At 62.2% G+C, this 22,270-nt stretch carries 20 protein-coding genes and 1 tRNA gene; 12 read left to right on the top strand and 9 right to left on the bottom strand.

The annotated features are described in order from the left end of the window. Positions 1 to 40: 40 nt before the first annotated feature. From EK373_RS00755 to EK373_RS00730, 6 genes are all read right to left on the bottom strand, one after another. Positions 41 to 1,063, bottom strand: coding sequence for a LacI family DNA-binding transcriptional regulator (locus tag EK373_RS00755; protein WP_129640853.1), 1,023 nt, complete (start codon positions 1,061 to 1,063; stop codon positions 41 to 43). Between the two features lie 36 nt (positions 1,064 to 1,099). After that, the gene (locus EK373_RS00750; protein ID WP_129640852.1) at positions 1,100 to 2,374 is read right to left on the bottom strand and encodes a nucleoside permease; all 1,275 of its coding nucleotides are present in this window, start codon (positions 2,372 to 2,374) and stop codon (positions 1,100 to 1,102) included. Between the two features lie 155 nt (positions 2,375 to 2,529). Further along, complete coding sequence (locus tag EK373_RS00745) at positions 2,530 to 3,126, bottom strand: 3-keto-disaccharide hydrolase (RefSeq protein WP_129643224.1); 597 nt, start codon at positions 3,124 to 3,126, stop codon at positions 2,530 to 2,532. A 73-nt stretch (positions 3,127 to 3,199) separates the two neighbouring features. Then, positions 3,200 to 4,102: a sugar phosphate isomerase/epimerase family protein gene (locus EK373_RS00740; RefSeq protein ID WP_129640851.1), complete on the bottom strand. Its 903-nt coding sequence runs from the start codon at positions 4,100 to 4,102 to the stop codon at positions 3,200 to 3,202. Between the two features lie 12 nt (positions 4,103 to 4,114). Beyond that, positions 4,115 to 5,245: a Gfo/Idh/MocA family protein gene (locus EK373_RS00735; protein ID WP_129640850.1), complete on the bottom strand. Its 1,131-nt coding sequence runs from the start codon at positions 5,243 to 5,245 to the stop codon at positions 4,115 to 4,117. A gap of 23 nt (positions 5,246 to 5,268) precedes the next feature. After that, on the bottom strand, positions 5,269 to 6,174 hold the full coding sequence (locus tag EK373_RS00730; protein WP_129640849.1) for a 3-keto-disaccharide hydrolase: 906 nt from the start codon (positions 6,172 to 6,174) through the stop codon (positions 5,269 to 5,271). Positions 6,175 to 6,275: 101 nt separating this feature from the next. Here EK373_RS00730 and EK373_RS00725 point away from each other — a divergent pair, with 101 nt between their 5' ends. Then, positions 6,276 to 6,953 carry an esterase/lipase family protein gene (locus tag EK373_RS00725; RefSeq protein WP_129640848.1) on the top strand — a complete coding sequence of 226 codons (678 nt, stop codon included), beginning with the start codon at positions 6,276 to 6,278 and terminating at the stop codon, positions 6,951 to 6,953. A gap of 28 nt (positions 6,954 to 6,981) precedes the next feature. On the opposite strand, the gene mutS is transcribed toward EK373_RS00725, so the two are convergent. Continuing rightward, positions 6,982 to 9,549 (bottom strand): DNA mismatch repair protein MutS, encoded by a 2,568-nt coding sequence (gene mutS, locus EK373_RS00720; protein WP_129640847.1) that lies wholly within the window; start codon positions 9,547 to 9,549, stop codon positions 6,982 to 6,984. Between the two features lie 158 nt (positions 9,550 to 9,707). On the opposite strand from mutS, the gene EK373_RS00715 reads away from it, so the two are divergent. The 7 genes from EK373_RS00715 to EK373_RS00685 all read left to right on the top strand — a co-directional run bounded on the left by EK373_RS00715 (position 9,708) and on the right by EK373_RS00685 (position 15,992). After that, positions 9,708 to 10,214, top strand: a complete 507-nt coding sequence (locus EK373_RS00715; RefSeq protein ID WP_129640846.1) for a CinA family protein — start codon at positions 9,708 to 9,710, stop codon at positions 10,212 to 10,214. Continuing rightward, positions 10,214 to 10,759: an RNA 2',3'-cyclic phosphodiesterase gene (gene thpR, locus EK373_RS00710; protein ID WP_129640845.1), complete on the top strand. Its 546-nt coding sequence runs from the start codon at positions 10,214 to 10,216 to the stop codon at positions 10,757 to 10,759. Before EK373_RS00715 ends, thpR begins: the two co-directional genes overlap by 1 nt. Before the next feature lie 130 nt (positions 10,760 to 10,889). Beyond that, complete coding sequence (gene recA / locus EK373_RS00705) at positions 10,890 to 11,909, top strand: recombinase RecA (RefSeq protein ID WP_129640844.1); 1,020 nt, start codon at positions 10,890 to 10,892, stop codon at positions 11,907 to 11,909. A gap of 19 nt (positions 11,910 to 11,928) precedes the next feature. Then, entirely contained in the window at positions 11,929 to 12,474 is a 546-nt protein-coding gene (locus EK373_RS00700; RefSeq protein ID WP_157994176.1) for a regulatory protein RecX, read from the top strand. Between the two features lie 46 nt (positions 12,475 to 12,520). Then, positions 12,521 to 15,172 carry an alanine--tRNA ligase gene (gene alaS / locus EK373_RS00695; RefSeq protein ID WP_198682990.1) on the top strand — a complete coding sequence of 884 codons (2,652 nt, stop codon included), beginning with the start codon at positions 12,521 to 12,523 and terminating at the stop codon, positions 15,170 to 15,172. Between the two features lie 345 nt (positions 15,173 to 15,517). Continuing rightward, positions 15,518 to 15,736, top strand: coding sequence for a carbon storage regulator CsrA (csrA, locus tag EK373_RS00690; RefSeq protein ID WP_116808221.1), 219 nt, complete (start codon positions 15,518 to 15,520; stop codon positions 15,734 to 15,736). Between the two features lie 165 nt (positions 15,737 to 15,901). Beyond that, a tRNA-Ser gene (locus EK373_RS00685) sits at positions 15,902 to 15,992 on the top strand. Between the two features lie 208 nt (positions 15,993 to 16,200). Here the strand turns inward: EK373_RS00685 and EK373_RS00680 are convergent. Then, positions 16,201 to 17,082 (bottom strand): class I SAM-dependent methyltransferase, encoded by an 882-nt coding sequence (locus EK373_RS00680; RefSeq protein WP_129640842.1) that lies wholly within the window; start codon positions 17,080 to 17,082, stop codon positions 16,201 to 16,203. Positions 17,083 to 17,266: 184 nt separating this feature from the next. Here EK373_RS00680 and EK373_RS00675 point away from each other — a divergent pair, with 184 nt between their 5' ends. The 3 genes from EK373_RS00675 to EK373_RS00665 are packed head-to-tail and all read left to right on the top strand — an operon-like array spanning position 17,267 to position 19,954. Next, positions 17,267 to 18,016: a sensor histidine kinase gene (locus EK373_RS00675; RefSeq protein ID WP_129640841.1), complete on the top strand. Its 750-nt coding sequence runs from the start codon at positions 17,267 to 17,269 to the stop codon at positions 18,014 to 18,016. A 31-nt stretch (positions 18,017 to 18,047) separates the two neighbouring features. Continuing rightward, complete coding sequence (locus tag EK373_RS00670) at positions 18,048 to 19,580, top strand: ATPase domain-containing protein (RefSeq protein WP_129640840.1); 1,533 nt, start codon at positions 18,048 to 18,050, stop codon at positions 19,578 to 19,580. Between the two features lie 2 nt (positions 19,581 to 19,582). Then, the gene (locus EK373_RS00665) at positions 19,583 to 19,954 is read left to right on the top strand and encodes a response regulator (RefSeq protein WP_129640839.1); all 372 of its coding nucleotides are present in this window, start codon (positions 19,583 to 19,585) and stop codon (positions 19,952 to 19,954) included. 348 nt (positions 19,955 to 20,302) lie between these two features. On the opposite strand, the gene EK373_RS00660 is transcribed toward EK373_RS00665, so the two are convergent. Continuing rightward, positions 20,303 to 21,283: an alpha/beta hydrolase gene (locus EK373_RS00660; protein ID WP_129640838.1), complete on the bottom strand. Its 981-nt coding sequence runs from the start codon at positions 21,281 to 21,283 to the stop codon at positions 20,303 to 20,305. 95 nt (positions 21,284 to 21,378) lie between these two features. Between EK373_RS00660 and EK373_RS00655 the strand changes: the two genes are divergently transcribed. Next, complete coding sequence (locus tag EK373_RS00655; RefSeq protein ID WP_129640837.1) at positions 21,379 to 22,251, top strand: AraC family transcriptional regulator; 873 nt, start codon at positions 21,379 to 21,381, stop codon at positions 22,249 to 22,251. The last annotated feature ends 19 nt before the right edge of the window (positions 22,252 to 22,270 follow it).

Here is a 22,270-nt window from a genome sequence, read left to right as displayed (position 1 = left end):
CGTACCTCCCTTGGTGGGCCCTGGGTCGGTGTCGAGTGGGTTATCGGGGCGGCGGCGGCGCCGCGCTGTCGCGTACGATCAGTTTGATCGGCAGCGTGTGCATTGTCGGCTCGGGCTTGCCGCCGTTCAGCATGTCGAACAGTAGCGACATGGCTTTATTACCAATCTCGCGCGTCGGCTGTTCGATGGTGGTCAGCGGCGGGTCGCAGAAGCTCGCGAACTCGATGTCGTCGAAGCCCACGACCGATACATCCTGCGGCACGGAGCGGCCGGTGCTCTTGAGATAACGGATCGCGCCGAGCGCCATCTCGTCGTTGAAGCAGAAGATCGCGGTGGGCGGCTGCTTGGCTTTGAGCAGTTTCTCGGCGGCGACGCTGCCCGAGCTCATCGTGAAATCGCCCTGGGCGATCAACGCGTCGTCCGACGAGATTTTTGCCGAGCGCAGGGCCAACTTGTAGCCGCGCAACCGGTCGCTCGTCAGCGGACTGGAGTCGGGGCCGAGAATGACACCGATCCGATGGTGACCAAGGCCGAGCAGATACGCCGTCATTTCCCGAGCGGCCGCCGCGTTGTCGATGCCGACGCGAGGGCAGGGCGCATCCTCGATGTATTCGCAAGCATTCACCAGCGGAATATCGAGCGTGCCGTTCGCGCCGCACGCCGCTTTCGGCAGGCGCGGGTGCAGTTGAATCAATCCATCGGCTTGACGCGTTTCGACCAGTCCGACGTAGTAAGCCTCGCGATCCTCGCGGCCTTCGGTGTCACCCAGCAGCACCGCATAGCCGTGCTGTTGCGCGACCTGCTCGATGCCGCGAATGATTTCGGCGAAGAACGGGTTGGCTATGTTTGGCACCAGCACGACGATCGAAAAGGCGCGCTTACTGCGGAAATTGCGCGCCAGCAGGTTGGGCTTGTAACGACTGCGCTCGACCTGCGCGAGCACTTTCTTCAGGGTCTTTTCAGATACCTTGTCCGGCGTCGTCAAGGCGCGCGAGACGGTGGCAATCGAGACGCCGGCCTGCCGGGCGACCTGGCGAATCGAAGTGGCGCGACTAGAGGACACGGGCTGGGCTCTTTGGACGATCCGGCGAGTGAGCAATTATGTCGACGAGGGAGCACTCGCGCGCGGGGGAGCTTTCAATGAGCCGGTCGATTCAGCGTCGCCGCGCTGAATCGATTCAGGTTTGAAGGCAAGCGCAAACAGCGCAAACACTCCGGCCGCCAACGCCGCCGGGATCAGCCAGATCGCCTTCCAATCGTGTCCGCCCGTCGCGGCATACTGATCGTAGATGATGCCAGCCACTTTGAAGCCGGCCAGCATGCCCAGGCCGTACGTGGCCAGCGTGATCAGGCCCTGCGCCGAGCTCTTGTATTGCTCGCCGGCCTTCGAGTCGGTGTAGATCTGCCCGGAGACGAAAAAGAAGTCGTAGCAGACGCCGTGCAGGGCAATGCCGCCGATCAGCAGCACCAGTGCGGAATCCTGCGCGCCGAAGGCGAACAGCACATAGCGCAGCACCCAGGCGGCCATGCCGATGAGCAACGTCTTCTTGATGCCATAGCGATTCAAGAACACCGGCAGCAGCAGCATGAACAACACTTCGGACATCTGGCCCACGGTCATTTTGCCGGTCGGGTTGGTCACGCCGATTTCGGCGAGGAACAGGTTGGTGTTCTGGTAGTAGAACGCCAGGGGAATGCAGATCAGGACCGACGAGATGACGAACACTGCGAAATTGCGGTCCTTGAGCAACCGCAGGGCATCCAGTCCCAAGGCCTGCGATATCACGCTCTGGGACGCGGCGCGCACCGGCGGCGTAGCGGGCAGGGTGAAGCTATACACGCCCAGGATGAGCGAGGTGATGCTGCACAGGAGGAACGTATTGCGTAGCGCGCCTCCGGCGACCGCTTGCTGCGCGTCCCAGCCAATCGCGCTGATGAGAAGGCCAGCAACGATCCAACCTATGGTGCCCCAAACGCGGATCTTGCCGAACTCGGCGGCGGGATCGGTCAGCTGACGGAACGACACGGAATTCACCAGCGCAAGCGTCGGCATGTAGATGATCATGTAGCCGAGCACGTAGGGATAGAACGCTGCGAAGCTGCTGGAGCTGTACATCAGGTACATCAGTACCGCGCCGAGGAGGTGCAGCACACCCAGGATGCGCTCCGCATTGAAGTAGCGGTCGGCGACCAGGCCGACGATGAACGGGGCGATGATCGCGCCCCAGCTCTGAGTGGAGAATGCCTGCCCGATCTCGCCGCCGGATGCCGAGAAGTTGGCGCCAAGGAAGGTGCCCAACGTGACGAACCATCCTCCCCAGATGAAGAACTGGAGGAACATCATGACGCTGAGCCGGATAGTGATCGGATTCAAAGGGCCCCCTGGTAACCGTTCGCCGCTGGCTTCCACACGGCGTCGAGTCGCGCGATCTGACTGCTTGGAGTTCGAATCTGTAACGGGTTACATCGAGAAGGTTGCAGAAACTCGCGCTGCCTGTCAAACAGGCAGCGCTGCCTTCCGGCCGGACCCTACTTGAGCTTCTTGACGCTCACTTCCTTGAAGTACACGGTGTCCTTGTCACCGTGATTCTGCAGCCCGATGTAGCCGCTCGCCGCCCGCTTGCCGCGATCCGGCTCGTGCTTTTGTTTCTTTTCCGGTACGGACGAGCCTTCCTTGAAGTCCGTGACCTTGGTGCCGTTCACGGTGACGACGGTGCGCTCATCCTCGAGCGTGATCTCCATCGTGTTCCATTCGCCGGTCTTGGGCTGGGCGAGCGTCTTGGTGAACGAATACAGCACGCCGGTGCGGTGCCAGTCGTCGTCGCTATCGTCGATCTGCACTTCGTAGCCCTTGTTCACCGGCATCCACGGCTCCGTGGGCGCTTCCGGTATGCGGATGAACACGCCGGAATTGCTGTCGCCGGACACCTTGTACACGACGCGGATCACGGCGTTGTCGAACTTCTCGCCCGGGTAAAACAGCAAGCCCATGCCGCCGACGCTCTTGAGCACGCCGTTCTCGACGGCGAACTCGCCGGGGCCGACATGCTTCCAGCCGTCGAGATTCTTGCCGTTGAAGAGCGGCTGCCACTCGGACTTCGACGCGTCGTCTGCGCTCGCAGTCATGGCGCAGGCGGCGAGCACTGCAACCCAGGGTGCGCCACGATTGATTGCCTTGAACATGAGAGTGCTCCTTTGGCTATGACTTGAGCGAGCTCAGGTACTCGAAGCTCGCCCGCACTGCATCGACGGTCGGGCCGGTGAAGTTTTCCTGCTCGACGAAATAATGTTTCAGATGTTTCGGGTCGCAGGCTGCGAACACGCTCTTCCAGTCGATCTGGCCGCGGCCCACTTCGACGGTTTGCGCCTTGATCTCGTCGACCGCCAGCACCGCGTCCTTGCGCACGTCCTTCACGTGCAGCAGGGAAATGCGATCGGCGTGCTGCTTGATGTACTTCGCCGGATCCAGGCCGGCGGTCACAACCCAGCCCAGGTCCAGCTCGATGGTCACCAGCTTCGGGTCGGTGAGCTTCAGCAAGTGATCGAACGCAGTTACGCCGTCGAACTTGCGGAACTCCATGTTGTGATTGTGATAGCCGGCCTGCAGCCCGGCCTTCTTCGCCATTTCGCCCAACTTGTTCAGCTGCTCGGCGTTCCACTTCCAGTCGTCCAGCGTGATGTCCTTCGCAATGGACGCGGACATGGGCTTGTTCGCAGGCAGCGCCGGGAAAGCGCAGACGAAATATTTCGCGCCCACTTCGGCCGCGTCGTCGACCAGCTTCTGCATGTTCTTCTGGATTTCGCCCATGCTGGAATGCGCGGAGGGCGCGGTCATGCCGTGGTCGCCGAGGATCTTGCGCATTTCCTTGCCCGACTTGCCGTAGAAGCCAGCGGTCTCGACTTCCCGATAACCGATCGCCTGCAGCTTTGCGAGCGTGCCGGCCAGATCTTTGGCCGCAACGTCACGCACCGTGTACAGCTGCACGCCGATCGGCAGGCCCAGCGGGCCGGTGCCGGCGCCCGCGGCGAAACTTCTGACTCCACTCATGGCGGCCAGTGCAGCGAGCGAGCTGCCCTCGAGAAAGCGGCGACGTGTGATCATTTAGGTTCTCTCCTAGTCGTTAATGGCGGTCCATTGATTGTTGGCGGAGGAGCGCAAGACGGCTTCCACGATGCTCATGGAGCGCGCGCCGTCGGCGAAGGTGGGCAGTCCGACGTGCGACTGACCGCGAATCGCTGCGTACGAATCGCGCACGAATGCTTCGAAACAATCGCCCCAGCCTTGCGCGTGACCGGCGGGCAGCCAGGCAAGGCGCTTCTGCTCGGGCGAGTACTGCGATGGATCGCGCATCAGCAAAGTCGTGCCTTCGCGTCGGCCGATCCACAGTTGCTCGGGGCTTTCCAGGTCGAACATGACGCTCTGCTGCGCGCCGTCGAGCTCGAACCACAAGCGGTTCTTGCGGCCCGCCGACACCTGGCTGACGGTCAGCGTCGCGAGCGTGCCGCGATCGGTGCGCAGGATCAGGCACGCGACATCTTCGGTGTCGACCGCCTTGGTCTCCTTCACTTCGCCGCTGGCTTGGAATGCCACGCGACTCGCGGCGGCGGAGCGTTGTGCGATCGGCGTGCCGAGCGTGGCGATCAGCGAAGTGAACCGCTCGCCAGTGATCCACTCGAGCACGTCGCAAAGGTGCGAGCCGATGTCGGCGAACGCGCGCGACTTGCCGCCGGCGGAAGCATCGACGCGCCAATTGGTGTCGCCCGCTTGCATGAGCCAGTCCTGCAAGTACGAGCCTTGGATCAGATACAGCTTGCCGGTTTCATCGCTCTGCACGCGTGAGCGAGCTTCGCGCACCATGGGGTGATAGCGATTGATGAACGGCACGGTGCCGACCAGTCCTTTGCTCTTGGCGAGATCGCTCAGTACACGGGCGTCCTGCAACGATGTCGCGAGTGGCTTCTCGCACACGACGTGCTTGCCGGCTTCGAGTGCCGCCTTCGCAACTTCCATGTGCAGCGAATTGGGCGTGCAGATATGAATGACATCCACGTCCTTATCGCGCGCCGCTTCGAGCCCGGAGGCAAAGCTGCGAGGGATATCCATCGACTTTGCTGCTTCGGCCGAGCGCTCCGGCGAGGAGGCGGCGACGCCCACGACTTCGGCGCCGGCGAGCCGTGCAGAACGTACATGAACTCGGCCGATGAAACCGGTTCCAATTACTGCCGCACGAAGAGGTTTGGACATGGCGGTCATCGCTCTAAAGGGGTTCAGGGAGTGGCGGCCGGGCGTGCATATTGACACGTCGCCGGTTCAGATTTCACGTAGTAAGCGCGGTAGTTCCCCGCTTTGGGGTCCATGCAGCCCGCCAGGTTCAGCAGCGAGACTTTGCGGAAGTCGATGGGGTGCGACTCGCTCTGCAACGAGATGTAGCCGCCTTCGATCAGCTTGCCGGTGGGCTGCGCGCCCGGGTTGTGGTTGTGCACGACTCCGCCGCCGAACTGAGGCAGCGCGTATTCCAACACTTTCTCGCCGTTGACGAAGTGCGTGATCTGGCCGGCGCCCAGCACCAGAAACTCCGCCCGCACCCACTGGTCGCCGTCGAAGGTGCGCGACGCCGAATTCAGGCAGTGCTCAGGATACAGACTGCCGTCGACGACGATCTCGGTGCCCGGCGTGCAGACGTTCATCGTCGAGCGCGAGCTGCCATCGCTCTTGCCGCCCAGGAACTGGCCTTCGATGGAAATCGGGAAGTCCTGGTCGCGCGTGATGGTCTTCGGATCCTGCGAGTGGAGCATCGCGCCGCTGTTGCGAAAGGCCCAGGCGCCCGGGTGGCCCTTGGCCTGCTCGCCGACGAAACGATATTCGACGACCAGGCGGTAATAGCTGTACGGCGTCTGGTAGAAGAGATGGCCGAACTGGTTGTCGAAGCTCTGATATTTATCGTAACGAACTTGCAACACGCCGTTCGCTACCCGGAACGTCTCGGCAAAATTCTCGCCGAGCTCGTGTTTCGAGATCTTCGGTGTCCAGCCGCTCAGGTCGCGGCCGTTGAACAGCTCGATCCAATCGCTGGCGGGCACGGTGGGCGCTGCAGGCTTCGGCTTGGATTGCGCAAGCGCGGAGGACGCGCCGAGCAGCACACAAGCCAGCGCCAGCGTCTTCACGGTCCGCATCGTGTCCCCCAATTGTCCTGTCCCAGTCATGAGTTTTCTGTTGCGTCTCATCGGCGCACGCTGCGACCATAGCTGTCAGCGCTGTCAAGGGCAATGGCGAATTGGCTAACGATTCGAAACAACCGGATCGGCCGCCGGCAACTGCCGTGCTGGTCCATGGCTTGTGGATGTCGGGCTTTCAGTTGCAGGTGCTGAAGCACCGGCTGGAGGCTGGTGGGCAGCTTCGCGTGCTCGCTTTTACCTATCCTACGGTGAGCGGCTCGATGAGCGATCACGTGCGCAAGTTGCTGGATTTCGCGCACGCGCAGGATGTAGAGGAGCTGCATTTCGTCGGTCACAGCCTGGGCGGGCTGGTGATCTTGCGAGCGCTCCAACTCACTGACGATTTACCGCCGGGCCGGGCGGTGTTGCTGGGCCCGCCGCTGCAGGGATCGAAGGCAGCGCAGGGCGTCGCGCGCATTCTTCCGTTCGGCAAGGCGATTCTCGGTGCAGCGGTGAATGCAGAGTGTATCGACTGTGCGCCGAATGAATGGCGTGGTCATCGCGAGGTTGGCGTGATCGCGGGGTCGATGGGGTTCGGCTTGGGCCGTTTGTTCGCGGATCTGAATGCGGATCACGATGGCACAGTGCTGGTCGAGGAAACGATGCTGCCGGGCGCGAAAGATCACATCACGCTGTCGACCTCGCACACGGGGATGTTGTTCTCCGGCGAAGTGGCGGAGCAAGCACGTTGGTTCCTGCGAACCGGCTCGTTCCGGCGCTCAGGCGACGTGCGCTAACGCGCCGTCGCTTGAGCGCCGCGTAGCCTTATTTTTCCGCGGCCAACTTCTTCAGCCTGTAAAGCGCGTCCAGCGCTTCGCGCGGCGTCATCGAGTCCGGGTCGACGTTACGAAGCGCGGCGACTGCCTGATGCTCCTCTTCCTCCTCATCGTCGGGAAACTCGAGCACCAGTTCTCCTTGCGGCTTCACCTGCTGCGCGGCCGCCGAACGACGCTCTAGCTCGTGCAAGTACTTGCGTGCAGCGCTGATCACCTTTGGCGGAACGCCAGCGAGTGCGGCGACCTGCAAGCCGTAGCTTTGATTCGCCGGGCCATCCTTCACCGTGTGCAGGAAGATCAGCTTCTCTCCGTGCTCCGTCGCATCGAGGTGCACGTTCGCACAGTTGTCCAAATCCTGGGCGAGCGCTGTGAGCTCGAAGTAGTGCGTAGCGAACAGCGTGAAAGCGCGCACGCTGCGAGCGATGTGATTCGCACAGGCCCAGGCGAGCGACAAGCCGTCGTACGTGCTCGTGCCGCGACCGATTTCGTCCATCAGCACCAGGCTGTTGTTGGTCGCGTTGTTCAGAATGTTTGCTGCTTCGGTCATCTCGACCATGAAGGTCGAGCGGCCACCCGCCAGATCGTCGGAGGCGCCGATGCGGGTGAACACGCGATCGATCGGCCCGATGCGCGCGGCGGTGGCGGGTACGTAGCTGCCGATGCGGGCGAGAATGACGATCAACGCGGTCTGGCGCATGAACGTCGACTTACCGCCCATGTTCGGGCCGGTGATCACCAGCATGCGCCGGTCTTCTCTCAAGCGTAGATCGTTGGGCACGAACGGCTGATCGATGAACCGTTCGACGACAGGATGACGGCCTTCGGTGATCTGAATCACCGGATCGTCGGACAACTCCGGTTGCGCATAACGCAGGTTCACCGCGCGCTCTGCGAGATTCGAAAGCACGTCCAGCGCCGCGAGTGCCGCCGCGGACCCTTGCAGGTCGGCGAGCTTTGCAATCAGCCGATCGAGCAGCTCGTCATAGAGTTGCTTCTCGCGAGCGAGGGCGCGATCTCGCGCGCCGAGCACTTTATCTTCGAACTCTTTCAGCTCGGGCGTGATGTAACGCTCGGCGTTCTTGACCGTCTGACGACGGTGATAATCGGTCGGCACTTTGTCGGCGAAGCTGCGATTGATCTCGATGTAGTAGCCCGACACGCGGTTGTAGCCGAGTCGCAGGTTCGCGATGCCGCTGCGCTCGCGCTCGCGAGTTTCCAGATCGACCAGATATTGATCGCTGTGCTCGCTGATGAGCTTGAGCTGGTCCAGTTCGGCGTCATAGCCCGACGCAATCACGCCGCCTTCGCGCAGAATGGGCGGCGGCGATTCCACGATGGCGCGCTTGAGCACGTCGTGCAGATCGGGATACGTGCCGGCCTGAGAAGCGAGTTCACGCAGCAGCGGAGAGTCGATGTTCGCAAGCAGCTCCTGCAGTTCGGGCAGGCGCCCAAGCGCGTCGCGCAGCTGAGCGAGATCGCGAGGACGCGCGCTTTTCAAAGCGACGCGAGCAAGGCCGCGTTCGATATCGCCAACGTGGTTGAGCAGATCGTGCAGCGGCGTGTACAGCGCGCGATCGATCAATGTCGAGATGGCCTGCAGCCGCAATTCAACAGCGCCACGGTCACGCAGCGGCCGATTGAGCCAGCGTCGCAATTCGCGGCCGCCCATCGCTGTCGCTGTTTGATCGAGCACGGCCGCGACGGTGCAGTCGGGCCGATCGGTCAAACTCACGTCCAGCTCGAGATTGCGCCGAGTCGCGGCGTCGAGCAGCACGGCTTCGCTGCGCTCTTCGGTGCGCAGGCCGCGCAAGTGAGGCAGCGCAGCTTTCTGAGTATCGCGAACGTATTGGAGCAACGTGCCCGCCGCACGAATCGCGAGCGAATATTCAGCGCAACCGAAGCCAGAGAGATCGCGCGTCGCGAATTGCTCACAGAGCATGCGCGTGCATGTTTCCAGATCGAAGTGCCAGATCGGACGTTCGCGCACATGGGCGGTGATGCCGGCCGTTGCGGACGACTCGGGCACGAGCAGCTCGGCGGGGCGCAGGCGTTCGATCTCGGCGGCGAGTCCTTCTTCGCCGGCAGCTTCCATCACGGTGAAACGACCGCTCGACAGCTCCAGCCAGGCGAGGCCGAAGCGCTGACCCTCGCGATACAGCGACGCGAGTAAATTATCTTTCCGCGCATCGAGGAAGGCTTCATCGGTCACCGTGCCCGGCGTGACGACGCGCACGACCGCGCGCTCGACCGGACCTTTCGATTTCGCGGGGTCGCCGATCTGTTCGCAAATGGCGACCGACTCGCCTTTGCGAACCAGCCGCGCCAGATAGGACTCGGCGCTGTGATACGGCACGCCGGCCATCGGTATCGGCTGTCCGGCCGATTGTCCGCGCGCCGTCAGGGTGATATCCAACAGCCGCGCGGCCCGTTTGGCATCTTCGAAGAACAGCTCGTAGAAGTCGCCCATGCGATAGAACAGCAGTTCTTTCGGGTACTGCGCTTTCAGACGCAGGTACTGCTGCATGGACGGGGTGTGGGATTCCAGGGCGGCGGACATCGCTTAAGTGAGTAACTCTTTATGACGCTATGGAAGGCAGATCGGGCCGCCGGCCGAAAGGGGCCGGGGTCCGGGCGACAAAGGACGGAATTGTGCCTGCGCGAATCCGGATATGCCCAGCTTGACGTTCATCCCCAGGACCCTGAAGCATGCGTGGCATGACTAGCGACGAGGACTTGAAGCGCCTGGCCACCCAGGCGGGCGCGGACCTGCTGGACGCCGAGCGGCGCCTGGTGACCGCGGAATCGTGCACCGGCGGCTGGGTGGCCAAGTTGTTGACCGATATCGCGGGCAGCTCGGCTTGGTACGACGGCGGCGTGGTGGCTTACAGCAACGCGCTGAAGCAATCCTTGCTCGGCGTGCGGCCATCGACGCTCGCGTCACACGGCGCGGTCAGCGAGGCGACGGCGCGAGAGATGGCGATTGGCGCGCTGGAAGCACTCGGCGGTCACATTGCGTTGGCGGTGACGGGAATTGCCGGCCCCGCGGGCGCGCAGCCGGGCAAGCCGATCGGCACGGTGTGGTTCGCGTGGGCCTGGAAAGAGGACCATCAAATCGAGACCCGGGTCGCGCTCGAGACATTCACCGGAGATCGCGAGGCAATTCGCCGGCAGTCCGTAGCCAGGGCGCTGCGCGAGTTGAGTCTGCTGCAACGGAAGCTCTGATGTCCGCGCCCCAGCGGGACAGCCGACGGCTGTTTTTCGCGCTGTGGCCCAGCGATGAATTTCGAGCGCAGATCGAGGCGACCGCGCTCCCTGTGGTTTGCGCCAGCGGCGGACGGCCGATACCGCCGCGGAATTTCCACGTCACCTTGTTATTTCTCGGCCAGATTGCGGCCGAGAAATTTCCAGCCATTCAGCAAGCCGGAGCGAGCCTGGCCGGCGGCCCGGCGTTCCAGCTCGCCTTCGATGGCATCGAGTCGTGGGGGCGCAAAGTGCTGTGCCTGACCTCGTCGACGCCGCCGGCGGCCGCGATCGATCTGGCAGAGCGGCTCCGCGCCAGCCTGCGTAGCCAGTTGAAACAACTGGACGAACGCCCGTATAGCCCGCACATCACACTGGCGCGCGACCTGCCACGAGTCCGCCCGATTCAGACCATCGAACCGTTGCTTCAGCAGGTGAAGGAATACGTGCTGGTCGAGTCGGTGCGCGGCGCCGGCGGCTCGCATTACTCTGTTCTGGAGCGCTGGCCGCTTAGAATGAGCGCCTAGCACGGATCCGACAGTGGCGGATCGCGATTAACTGTGCAAATATACAGATATCCCCCAGTTTCGGTCGTCCGGTTTGTAAAATACTGGCCACGGTCAACTGAGTTACCACTAATCAACACAGGTCCCTCCGATGGAAGAAAATCGTAAGAAGGCGCTAGTCGCCGCGCTCGGCCAGATCGAGAAGCAATTCGGCAAGGGCTCGGTCATGCGTCTGGGCGACGCGAGCGCCACTTACGATGTGGAAGCGGTTTCCACCGGCTCGCTGGGCCTGGACATCGCGCTCGGCGTAGGCGGTCTGCCCCGCGGCCGAGTCATCGAGATCTACGGCCCGGAGTCCTCGGGTAAAACCACGCTGACCCTGCAGGTCATCGCCGAAGCGCAGCGCGCTGGCGGCACGGCCGCGTTCGTCGACGCGGAGCACGCGCTCGATCCGGTGTATGCCGAGAAGCTCGGCGTGAACGTGCAGGAACTGCTGGTGTCGCAGCCCGACACGGGCGAACAGGCTCTGGAAATCACGGACATGCTGGTCCGCTCCAGCGCGGTCGATGTGATCGTCGTCGACTCGGTCGCGGCGCTGACGCCGAAGGCCGAAATCGAAGGCGAGATGGGCGACGCGCACGTCGGCTTGCAGGCCCGACTGATGTCGCAGGCGCTGCGTAAGCTCACCGGCAACATCAAGCGCTCCAACACCATCGTCATCTTCATCAACCAGATCCGTATGAAGATCGGCGTGATGTTCGGCAACCCCGAAACCACCACCGGCGGTAACGCGCTGAAGTTCTATTCGTCGGTGCGCCTGGACATCCGTCGCATCGGCGCCATCAAGAACGGCGAGGAAGTGGTCGGCAACCAGACGCGCGTCAAAGTGGTCAAGAACAAGGTCGCGCCGCCGTTCCGCGAGGCTGAGTTCGAAATCATGTACGGCCAGGGCATTTCGCGTAACGGCGAAATCATCGATATCGGCGTGTTGCAGGGCCTGGTCGAGAAGTCGGGGTCCTGGTACAGCTACAACGGCGAGCGCATCGGCCAGGGTAAGGAGAACGCGCGCACGTTCCTCCAGAACAATCCCGAGATCGCTCGCGAGATCGAAGGCAAGATCCGCGAAAAGCTGTTGCCGGATACCAAGGCAGTGAAGGGTGAGGCGGTCTAAGACCAGTCGCACACGCCAGTTGTTCGAGGCCGCAGGTCTGCCTGCGGCCGACGACGAAGCGCTCACTCCTGAGGAGCGCGCCGAGCGCGCCAAAAAGCAGGACAAGGAAGTCGAAGCTGCCGCGGTGCGCTTACTGTCGCGGCGTGAGCATTCCACCGAGGAGTTGAAGCGCAAACTCGCCTCGAAGGGCTATCCCGAGGCGAACATCGCCACGGTCCTCGAGAAGCTGGGCAAGAAGAAGTGGGTCTCGGACGAGCGCTTCGCCGCGAATTATGTCCACCATCACGCGCGCCGTGGCCAGGGGCCGGTGCGGATCCGAGCCGAATTGCGTCAGCAAGGTATTACGGACACGCAGATTCAGCAGGAAATGGCCGGCGGCCAGCAGGATTGGAACGGACTGGCGGCCGAGGTCCGGCGCCGCAAGTTCGGCGCGGAATTACCCCGGTCCGCCGCTGAACGTGCAAAGCAGGCGCGCTTCCTTCAATATCGCGGTTTTAACAGCGATCAAATCCGCGCCGCCCTGAAGTTCGATCCTGACTTGGACGACGAGCCAGCAAGGGATTAGCCATCCGGGCGGAGGATTCGATCCGGATCATTCCTGACGGTTCCTCATGACTGCCAAGCGCCTGTCGAGCGCCGACCTTCGCGCGCTGTTCCTCAATTTTTTCCGCGAGCGTGGCCACCAGGTCGTGGCCTCCAGCTCATTGGTGCCGGGCAACGACCCGACGCTGCTGTTCACCAACGCCGGCATGGTGCAGTTCAAGGACGTATTTTTAGGCAAGGACAAGCGTAGCTACAGCCGCGCGGCCAGCTCGCAGCGCTGCGTGCGCGCGGGTGGCAAGCACAACGATCTCGAGAACGTCGGCTACACGGCCCGGCATCACACCTTCTTTGAGATGCTCGGCAACTTCAGCTTCGGCGATTACTTCAAGCGCGACGCGATCCGCTTCGCTTGGGATTTCGTCACCGGCAAGCAGTATCTCGGCATCGATCCGCAGCGTCTGATGGTGACGGTGTATCACACCGACGATGAGGCCTATGACATCTGGCTAAAGGATGTCGGGGTGCCTGCGGAGCGCATCGTGCGTATCGGCGACAAGCCGGGCGGCGGCTCGGACAACTTCTGGCAGATGGGCGAGACTGGTCCGTGCGGCCCCTGCTCGGAAATCTTCTACGATCACGGCGCGCACATCCCTGGCGGCCCGCCGGGCTCGCCGGATGCGGACGGCGACCGCTGGATCGAAATTTGGAATCTGGTGTTCATGCAGTTCGATCGTTCCGAGGAGGGCAAGCTCACGCCGCTGCCCAAGCCCTCGGTCGATACCGGCATGGGTCTCGAGCGCACTGCCGCTGTCATGCAGGGCGTGCACTCGAACTACGAGATCGACATGTTCGTCAATCTCATCAAGGCCGCGGCCGACGCGACCAAGACCCGAGATTTGTCTTCGAGCTCACTGCGCGTCATCGCCGATCATATTCGTGCATGTTCGTTTCTCGTGTCCGATGGTGTGTTCCCATCGAACGAGGGCCGCGGCTATGTGCTCCGTCGCATCATTCGTCGCGCGATCCGTCACGGTTACAAGCTCGGCCAGACGCAGCCGTTCTTCTACACGCTGGTGGCTGCGCTCGAAAAAGAGATGGGCGAGGCTTATCCCGAGTTGCGCACTCAGCGAGCGCAGATCGAGCGCGTACTGAAGCAGGAGGAAGAGCGCTTCGCCGAGACGCTATCGCAGGGCATGGTGCTGCTGGATCAGGCAATCGCCGGACTCGGCGGCAAAAAAGAAATTCCGGGCGAGACGGTGTTCCGCCTGTACGACACGTTTGGTTTCCCCTCGGATCTCACAGCGGATATCGCGCGCGAGCGCGGCCTCACGATCGATGAGCCCGGCTTCGAGCAGGCCATGCAGGTTCAGCGTGACACGAGCAAGGCCGCGAGCAAGTTCGGCGTCGATCTGCGCGCCGGCGTTTCGCTGGATGACAAGACCAACTTTAGTGGGTACGAAAACCTGGTCGACGCAGGCACTGTAGTCGCGTTGCTCCGTGGCAAGGAGCGCGTCGATGTGCTGCGCGCGGGTGAGGAAGGGCAGGTCGTTCTCGATCACACGCCGTTCTATGCGGAGAGCGGCGGCCAGGTGGGCGATACCGGTGTGCTGGCCGGTCCTAGTGTCGAGTTCGATGTAGCCGATACTCTGAAGGTCGGTAGCGCGTTCGCGCATGTCGGCCGCATGAAAGCAGGTGAGTTGCGCGTCGGTGCTCGCATCGAGGCGCGCGTGAATGGAGAGCGTCGTCGCGCGACGATGGCGAATCATTCGGCCACGCATCTGCTGCACGCAGCGCTGCGCAAAGTTCTGGGCACCCATGTCACTCAGAAAGGTTCATTGGTCGCGCCCGATCGCTTGCGCTTCGACTTCGCGCACTTCGCGGCGGTGACGCCCGAAGAATTGAAGCAGATCGAAGAGTTGGTGAACGTGGAGATTCGCGCCAATGCGCCCGCGGAAACCCGGCTGATGCCCTATGACGCCGCAGTGGCCTCAGGGGCAATGGCTCTGTTCGGCGAGAAGTATGAGGATGAAGTGCGCGTGCTGAGCTTCGGCGGGTTTTCCACCGAATTGTGCGGCGGCACCCATGTAAGCCGTGCAGGCGACATTGGCCTGTTCAAGATTGTTAGCGAAGGCGGCGTGGCCGCAGGCATTCGGCGCATAGAAGCTGTCACGGGACAGGGCGCTTATGAATGGGTTTCGCAAACCGATCGCGTGCTGCGTGACGTGGCCTCGCTGGTGAAAGCCGGACGTGACGATGTCGAGGACAAAGTCCGACAGCTGCTGGACCGTAGCCGCAAGCTTGAGAAGGAAGTGGCGGCGCTCAAGTCCAAGCTCGCCAGTGGACAAGGCAACGACCTCACGAGCGGTGCGGTCGATGTCGGTGGTTTGAAGGTTGTCGCGACGCGAGTCGACGGCGCGGATGCGCCGGCCCTGCGCGACGCGGTGGATCAGCTGAAGAACAAACTGCGCTCGGCAGCCATTGTGCTGGCGTCGGTGGACGACGCGAACAAGGTCGTGTTGATCGCAGGCGTGACAGCAGATCAGACGTCGCGGGTGAAGGCCGGCGATTTAGTTAACTTTGTTGCGCAACAAGTCGGTGGTCGCGGCGGCGGTCGCGCGGACATGGCGCAAGCGGGTGGCAACGATCCAGCGAAGCTGGATGATGCGTTGGCTGGAGTCGTGGCCTGGATCGAATCCAAAGTTACGGCAAAGTCAGCCTGAAACTGTCAACCGTGATTGCGCGAACTGCAGGCCCGCAGCGGAGCTGGTCTACTGCGCCCCCTCGCTTTGCTGTCGCATTATGTCGGTCCGAAACCCATGAGTCAGATTTTTTGGATACTGGGGAAAATTCGGGTGCGCCGAGAATTGAATAGTGCGAACATATTAAAAAATATATTGTCTGTCTTGTGAGGGTAATTTCGATATTCAGGGAAATCCCGATCCCCATTACCCGAGCAGCTGACCTACTCTCGATTTCGAATGAAAAGTGCGTGCGCTGTGGGAGGGCGGTGATTCCACCGCCGGCAAACGCAACTCGATCATTCGGCTGACAGCAAGGAGCGAACCATGTTGATTCTGACAAGGCGCGTCGGTGAGACCGTGATGATAGGTAACGACATCACAGTGACCGTCTTAGGCGTCAAAGGTAACCAGGTGCGTGTGGGCGTGAATGCACCGAAAGAGGTTGCCGTACATCGTGAAGAGATCTACGAGCGCATCAAGCGCGAGGAACAGGCGGCAGGCGGCGGCGCAGCGAAGCGTCCGATCACCGGCGCTGGCTCCTGAGATCTTCACGCAGTAGCTTGATCGCGGGGTGACGGGGCCCGCCACTCCGCGAGGGCCGCTTTGAGCGCTGTGGGAGCGTTCTTGTTGCGACCCTTTACCTAACGGGCCTCGGCCAGTATTCTTGCCGGCCTTCACTGACCTGGGCGTTACGCCCTGGCAGGCGCCGGAGAGTTGGCCGAGTGGTCGAAGGCGCACCCCTGCTAAGGGTGTATGGGTCAAAAGCCCATCGAGGGTTCGAATCCCTCACTCTCCGCCATATACAAATGAAAAAGCCCCCTTCTAGGGGGCTTTTTCATTCGTGCTGGTCGTGTGTGGGCTTCGAACGTGATACCGAGGGTTCGACAAAACGGCAGGACAGCCGTTTTGCACAGCCTTCAGGCTGCCCGAAGGGCGAAAGTGCATGGATGTACTTCGTGTCATCCCTCACTCGGCCTCACTGCCCGATCCCGAGCTGTTACTTTTGGTTACAGCTGTCGTCCGACAAACCGACGGATGGCGCCCGGGTTCGTCGTCGCCAGCAGCAGCCTGTCGCCCACGATTTCTCCGCTCAGCGTGGTCGGCTGCGCGTCGAGCCCTTTCACCACGATCTCTACTTGCGTGCCGAGCACGCGGCCGCTTTGCACGGCCACGCGTGATTTCGTCGAAGACGATTCACTCGGGTGCGACGCTTCCAGTCGCTGAAAATTCTGGCGCAACTTCAAGATGAAAGATTCTTCACCGGCGGCCTGAGCGAACTGCCAGTCGCCCTCGATTCGCGACGGCACGATCCATAAAAACGCGCGCGTGTTGCCGACTTTGGATTCGACTTGCCGGTCGGGTTTCCAGTCCGCCATGTCGAAGGTGTTCGACACGATCCTCGTGCCTGGGCGCATGCCGAGCAGAGTCGGGCGCAGCTTCAGATTGATGGTCGGCGACAGGTACAGCATCACCACGGTGGCATCGCTGAAATCGGTCGAGAATATGTCGCCTTGCTGGAAGCTCACCTTGTCGGCGACGCGCTCGACGCGTGCGTGACATTCAGCGAGCTGAACGAGTTGCGGGTTGTATTCGATGCCGCGCGCCTGCGCGCCGAATTGCTTGGCGGCGGCGATCGGAATTTTTCCGTCGCCTGAGCCAAGGTCCACTACGCGATCCCGACTCGTCACGTTCGCCGCTCTGAGCATCGCACTGACGACCTCGTCGATGGTCGCCACCCACATCACATCCTTGCCGGGCTCGCCGCTGCGTAGTGCGAACTGCTCGGCGCACCGAGCATGTGTCTCGGCGTGTGTCGCGCCGATCGGAACGAGGAACAGGAACAAGCATCGACTGGCGTGTAGCCACAGCCGCGAAGAAAACATCGGCATTCGCTCTTCAACTCATTGCATTCGGGTCGAGATACCGCCGGATTCTCATATAAGACTCACGGTTATGTATCGTGCGTTAATCGCCAAGAGTTTGTCGGAAATCATCGGACTCGATAAAGTCGCGCGCGCTGCAAGAACGCCTGCCTATAATCCCGCGCACGTTTTACCAGGATAAAAAGATGGGATGACCACCGCCGATCATGAGCGCCTCATCGATGAGTTGCGCGCGGCGATCGCAGCCCGGGATGAGTTCATCGCCATCGCCGCTCACGAGTTGCGCAACCCGATGACGCCCATCGTCGGGCAAGTGCAGCTGTTACTGTCGCGCGCCCGTCGTGAGCAGGCTTCGCCCGCGTTGCTCCAGGGCTTGGAAACTCTCGAGCTGGCGGTCGACCACTACGTGCGCCGGGCGACCACGCTGCTCGAGATCACTCGCCTGAATGCCGAGCAGGTGCGGCTCGAGCCAACCGCGTTCGACCTGTGCGACCTGGTGCGGGCCTGCACTCGCAAGTACGAGCAACTGGCTGCGCGCGCAGGCTCGACCCTGCATTGCGAGCTGCGCGACCCCGTCGATGGGACTTGGGACCACTTGGCCACCGAACAGGTTCTGGACAATCTCGTGTCCAACGCGATCCGTTATGGCGACGGCAAGCCGGTGCGCATCGAGCTGGAAAGTCAGCCTGAGTGGGTGGAAGTGCGAGTCATCGATCATGGTATCGGCATCGCGCCGGCTGACCACGAGCGCATCTTTCAGCGCTTCGCCCGCGCATCGAGCGCGCCACGCAGCGGCGGCTTCGGTATCGGTCTGTGGCTGTCGAGCAAGCTGGTGCAGGCACAAGGCGGGACGCTGGCGCTGCAAAGTGAACTGGGTCAGGGCTCGACCTTCAGCGTAAGACTGCCACGCGACGTGACGGCTCACGCTAAAATCGAGTAAGGATACGGTTGGATAAGGGGCCCACGGTCACGTGAACAATAACGAACTCAGTAGCGAACCGGGGCTGGAGCGAGTCGCCACCGGCGTACCGGGGCTGGACGATGTGCTCAAGGGCGGCTTCTTCGAAGGCGCGGTTTATATCGTCCGCGGCACCCCGGGCGCCGGCAAGACGATCCTCGCCAATCAGATCTGCTTTCATCAGGCCCGCCAGGGCAAGCGCGCACTGTTCGTCACGCTGCTTGCGGAAAATCATGCACGCATGCTCCAGCATTTGGAGCAAATGGGCTTTTACGATGCACGCCTGATCCCGAAGTACGTGTACTACATCAGCGCGTTTCGCGTGCTGGAGGAGAACGGACTGAAGGGAATGATGGATCTGCTGCGCCGGGAAATGCGGGCGCACGACGCCAGCATCCTGATTCTCGACGGGTTGATCGCGGTCGAGGAAACCAGCACCTCGGATCGGGAGTTCCGGAAGTTCATTCATGAGTTGCAGGCACACGCCGCCGCTGCGGGCTGTTGCACGCTGCTCCTGACGAACGGCCGCAGGGGTGAGTACCACCCGGAACACACCATGGTGGATGGCCTGGTCACTCTCGAAGACGTTCCTTACGGCAAGCGCCGCCAGCGCGAGTTGGAGGTGCGCAAGTTCCGTGGCTCGGCGAGCCTGCGCGGCCGGCACCCATTTCAGATCACTGACGACGGCCTGGTCGTGCACCCGCGGCCCGAGTCTCGTTTCCTACGTAACGCAGGCATTGCCAACGCCGGCAGGATTTCCACCGGCATCACGCAGTTGGATGCCATGACAGGCGGCGGCTTGATCGCCGACTCCTCGACGCTGTTGCTCGGGCCGTCGGGCGCCGGCAAGACCACGCTGGGCACCGCATTCCTACAGTGCTCGAGCAAGGCAGAGCCGGGCCTGCACTTCGGCTTCTATGAAGCGCCGGACCGGCTCATCGCCAATGCGCAAGCCATCGGGATCGACCTGAAGTCGAAGGTCGCGGCCGGACATCTCGAAATCAGCTGGCGGCCGCCGTTCGAGCGCATTCTCGACAGCCTGGGCAACGAGCTGATCGAGGCGGTCCGCCGTCGCAAGGTCAAGCGCCTGTTCATCGATGGTTGGGGCGGATTCGCCGGCACCGCCGAGACGTCCGACCGGCTCAGTCCGTTCTTCGCGGCGCTGACCAATGAGCTGCGCAGCCTGGGTGTTACTGTCGTCTGCGCGATGGAGACTCCCAATCTGATCGGCCCGGAATTGCAGGTCCCCGCCACCGGCATTTCCGCAGTGACCGAGAACATGATCCTGCTGCGCTATTCGGAGTATCAGGGGCAGCTGCGCCGCCTGATCTCGATCATGAAGGTCCGTGGCGGCGGCTTCGATCCCAAGCTGCGCGAGTTCGAGATCGGAGCGCAGGGCCTGCGTTTCGTCGATAGCTTCAAGACCGCCGAGGGCGTGTTGTCCGGCTACAGCACTGAACGGCCGAACACTGCCGCCGCACCTGCCCGCGCAAAAAAGCCAGCTAAAGGACGACGCGCTGCCGCTCGACGTCGCGGCAAGGCATAGGCATGCAAACCGTGCTGGTCGTCGATGATGAGTTCGGCGTCGCGGAGGTGCTGCAGTCCATCCTCGAAGACGAAGGCTACCGCGTGGGTACGGCGATCAATGGCAAGCAGGCCCTGGCGCGCCTGAGCGAGCTTACGCCCGATCTCATCATGCTCGATTACATGATGCCCATCATGGACGGCACGCAGACGCTGGCTGCGATCCGCAACAATGCGACCTTCGCAAAGGTTCCCGTCATCATGATGAGCTCCCTGGAGGAGGCGTCGGTGCGCGAGACCTGCACCGACTACGACAGCTTCCTTCGCAAGCCTTTCCGCGCCATGGCGGTATTGAAGACGGTGGCTCAGTTGCTGGAGCAGCCTCCGCGCAAATAAGCGGCAGTCGGGGATTTTTGATATCCCAGGCCAGGGTTCCTGGCTGACGCCGATCAACCCACAACTCGCCTTGACCGGGGCAGAATTCGAAATAATTTCGAATTTATCCGTATTGAGGATGTCCGGGTGACAACCTCTCCTGCCTTGCTGCTGCTGGGCGTTGTATCGCTCGTCGTGTCGTCCATACGAGTTCGCAGGCGGCCAGTGCCGACAACACGCTCGAGATTCCCTCTGGACTCGTCTCGACACGTGGGCGCTCGCTATGCGCTCAAATGGGATCAGCGTGAAGTCACAGTGCGGGCGCGCGTGTGGGCCGCGGACTTTCGTGATATCGGCATCGCTTGATTTCTAACCTAACGTCTCACGCAGCCACTGCGCGGTGTCGTCGATCGCGCGGTTGCTGAGGGCGGAGATCGACATGGCTTCGAGAAAGCTGTGCGACGCGCCTTTATAGAATGAGGTAGTGACTCGAACGCCCGCGTGCTCGAGTTGTTTGGCAAGCCGCCAGTTCTGTTCGGTGAGAATGTCACATTCAGGAATGACCATGAACACTGGCGGCAGTCCGCGCAAGTCCGCACGCACGGGGCACACCAGCGGATTGTTCGCGTCTTCCGGGCCGCGCAGATAGTTCTCCCAGAACTTGACCATTTCGTCGGCGCCGAGCATGTAGCCCTCATAGCCGTAGCGTTGAAGTGCTTCCGGCGTGCTGTAGATGTCGGTGACCGCGTAGTTGGTGACGATTGCGTGAACTGCGTCGGTGTCACCTTCGTCGCGCAATCTCAGGCCGGTCGTGAGCGCGAGATTGCCGCCGGCGGAGTCGCCGCCTAGAGCAATCCGATCGCGATGAATGCCCAACTCCGCACTGTGCTGGCGAGCCCAGCGAACGACGGCGGCAATTTGCTCCTGGGCCACCGGGAACTTTACTTCCGGGGAAAGGGCATAGTCCACGCCAAGGACGACGATGTCGCCGCGTGCGGCGTATTCGCGCATCAGGCGGTCGTGAGTATCGATGCTGAATGTGGTCCAGCCGCCGCCGTGCATATAAACGAGCGCCGGCTTTTCAGCGCGCGGCGAGGGGTTGTGGATGCGCACACGCACGTCGCCTGCCGGTGTCCGGACCGTAAGCTCCGTTCGCTGTGACATCGCCGGACCGCCGGCCGCCCAAGGTGCCCGCACGCGTTCGCAGGCGCGTCGCATTTCGGGAAACGGTAAGTGGTTGAAATTTGGATAACTGGCGAACGCCGCGCTCATCCTGGCGACGAACTGTCGAATGTCGGGATCGAGATCGGCGCCGTGCGCCGAGATCGCTGCGGAAGTCTGATCGATCAAAGTTCGAGCTCCCTGCGGGCGCAATGTCTGCCCGGCCGATTTTGTGGTATCACTGCAGGGCAAGCTAACAGTCCGCCTTTAGTGTGCCGTCGCCGATGCAGCAACATTCATCTCGTCCGGGCCAGCGTCGCGGCGCTGTCAAAAGCGCACTGAGTCGTGCGTCGGCGTCCGATAACGCCGCGCCGGGCACACCCCCTCGCAGCACGCGAAGCATCGACTATCAAGACGTGCCGCGTCCAGTCGCTGCCCTGGCCGATGAATACGAGTCGGGCACCGTCCAGCCACGCCATTCGCACAAGCGCGCGCAGGTGCTGTACTCGATTTCCGGTGTGGCTTCGGTCACCACCGATCACGCCAGTTATATCCTGCCGCCACAGCGTGCGCTGTGGATTCCCAGTGGCGTCGCGCATGAGATGGCGTGCCGGGGTCACGTCTCGGTGCGAACGCTTTATATCGACGAGCGCGTGCGGGGCGATCTGCCCGAAGCCTGTCGCGTGTTCGAAGTTTCCGATCTGCTGCGTGAACTGATTATCGCCGCGGTCCGCATGCCCATCGAATACGACGAACAAAGCCGCGACGGTCGGGTGATGCGATTGATCCTGGATGAGATCGCGAGCGCGCCGAGCATTCCGTTGGACATCTCGATGCCGCAGGATCAGCGCTTGCTGAAAGTGTGTCGCGCGATTCTCGAAGATCCTGCGCACGCCGACACGCTGGATGATTGGGCGCGCGTCGCCGGCATGGGGCGTCGCACGTTCACGCGAATGTTTCGTCGTGAGACGCAGATGAGCTTTGCCACCTGGCGGCAGCACGTTCGGCTGATGGAAGCGATGTCACGGCTGGCGACCGGCGAGCCGGTGACAGCGGTGGCATTCGATGTCGGTTACAACAGTCCGAGCGCCTTCACCGCCATGTTCCGCAAAGCCTTCGGCGCCGCGCCGACGCGTTACATCAGCGAACAAACCTGACGCCGGAATCATCCCTCCG

This window comes from Peristeroidobacter agariperforans (assembly GCF_004138335.1).
In the GTDB taxonomy this organism is placed as follows: Bacteria; Pseudomonadota; Gammaproteobacteria; order Steroidobacterales; family Steroidobacteraceae; genus Steroidobacter; species Steroidobacter agariperforans.
Note: the sequence above shows the minus strand (reverse complement) of the source record. Positions and strands in the feature narration are given on the sequence as shown.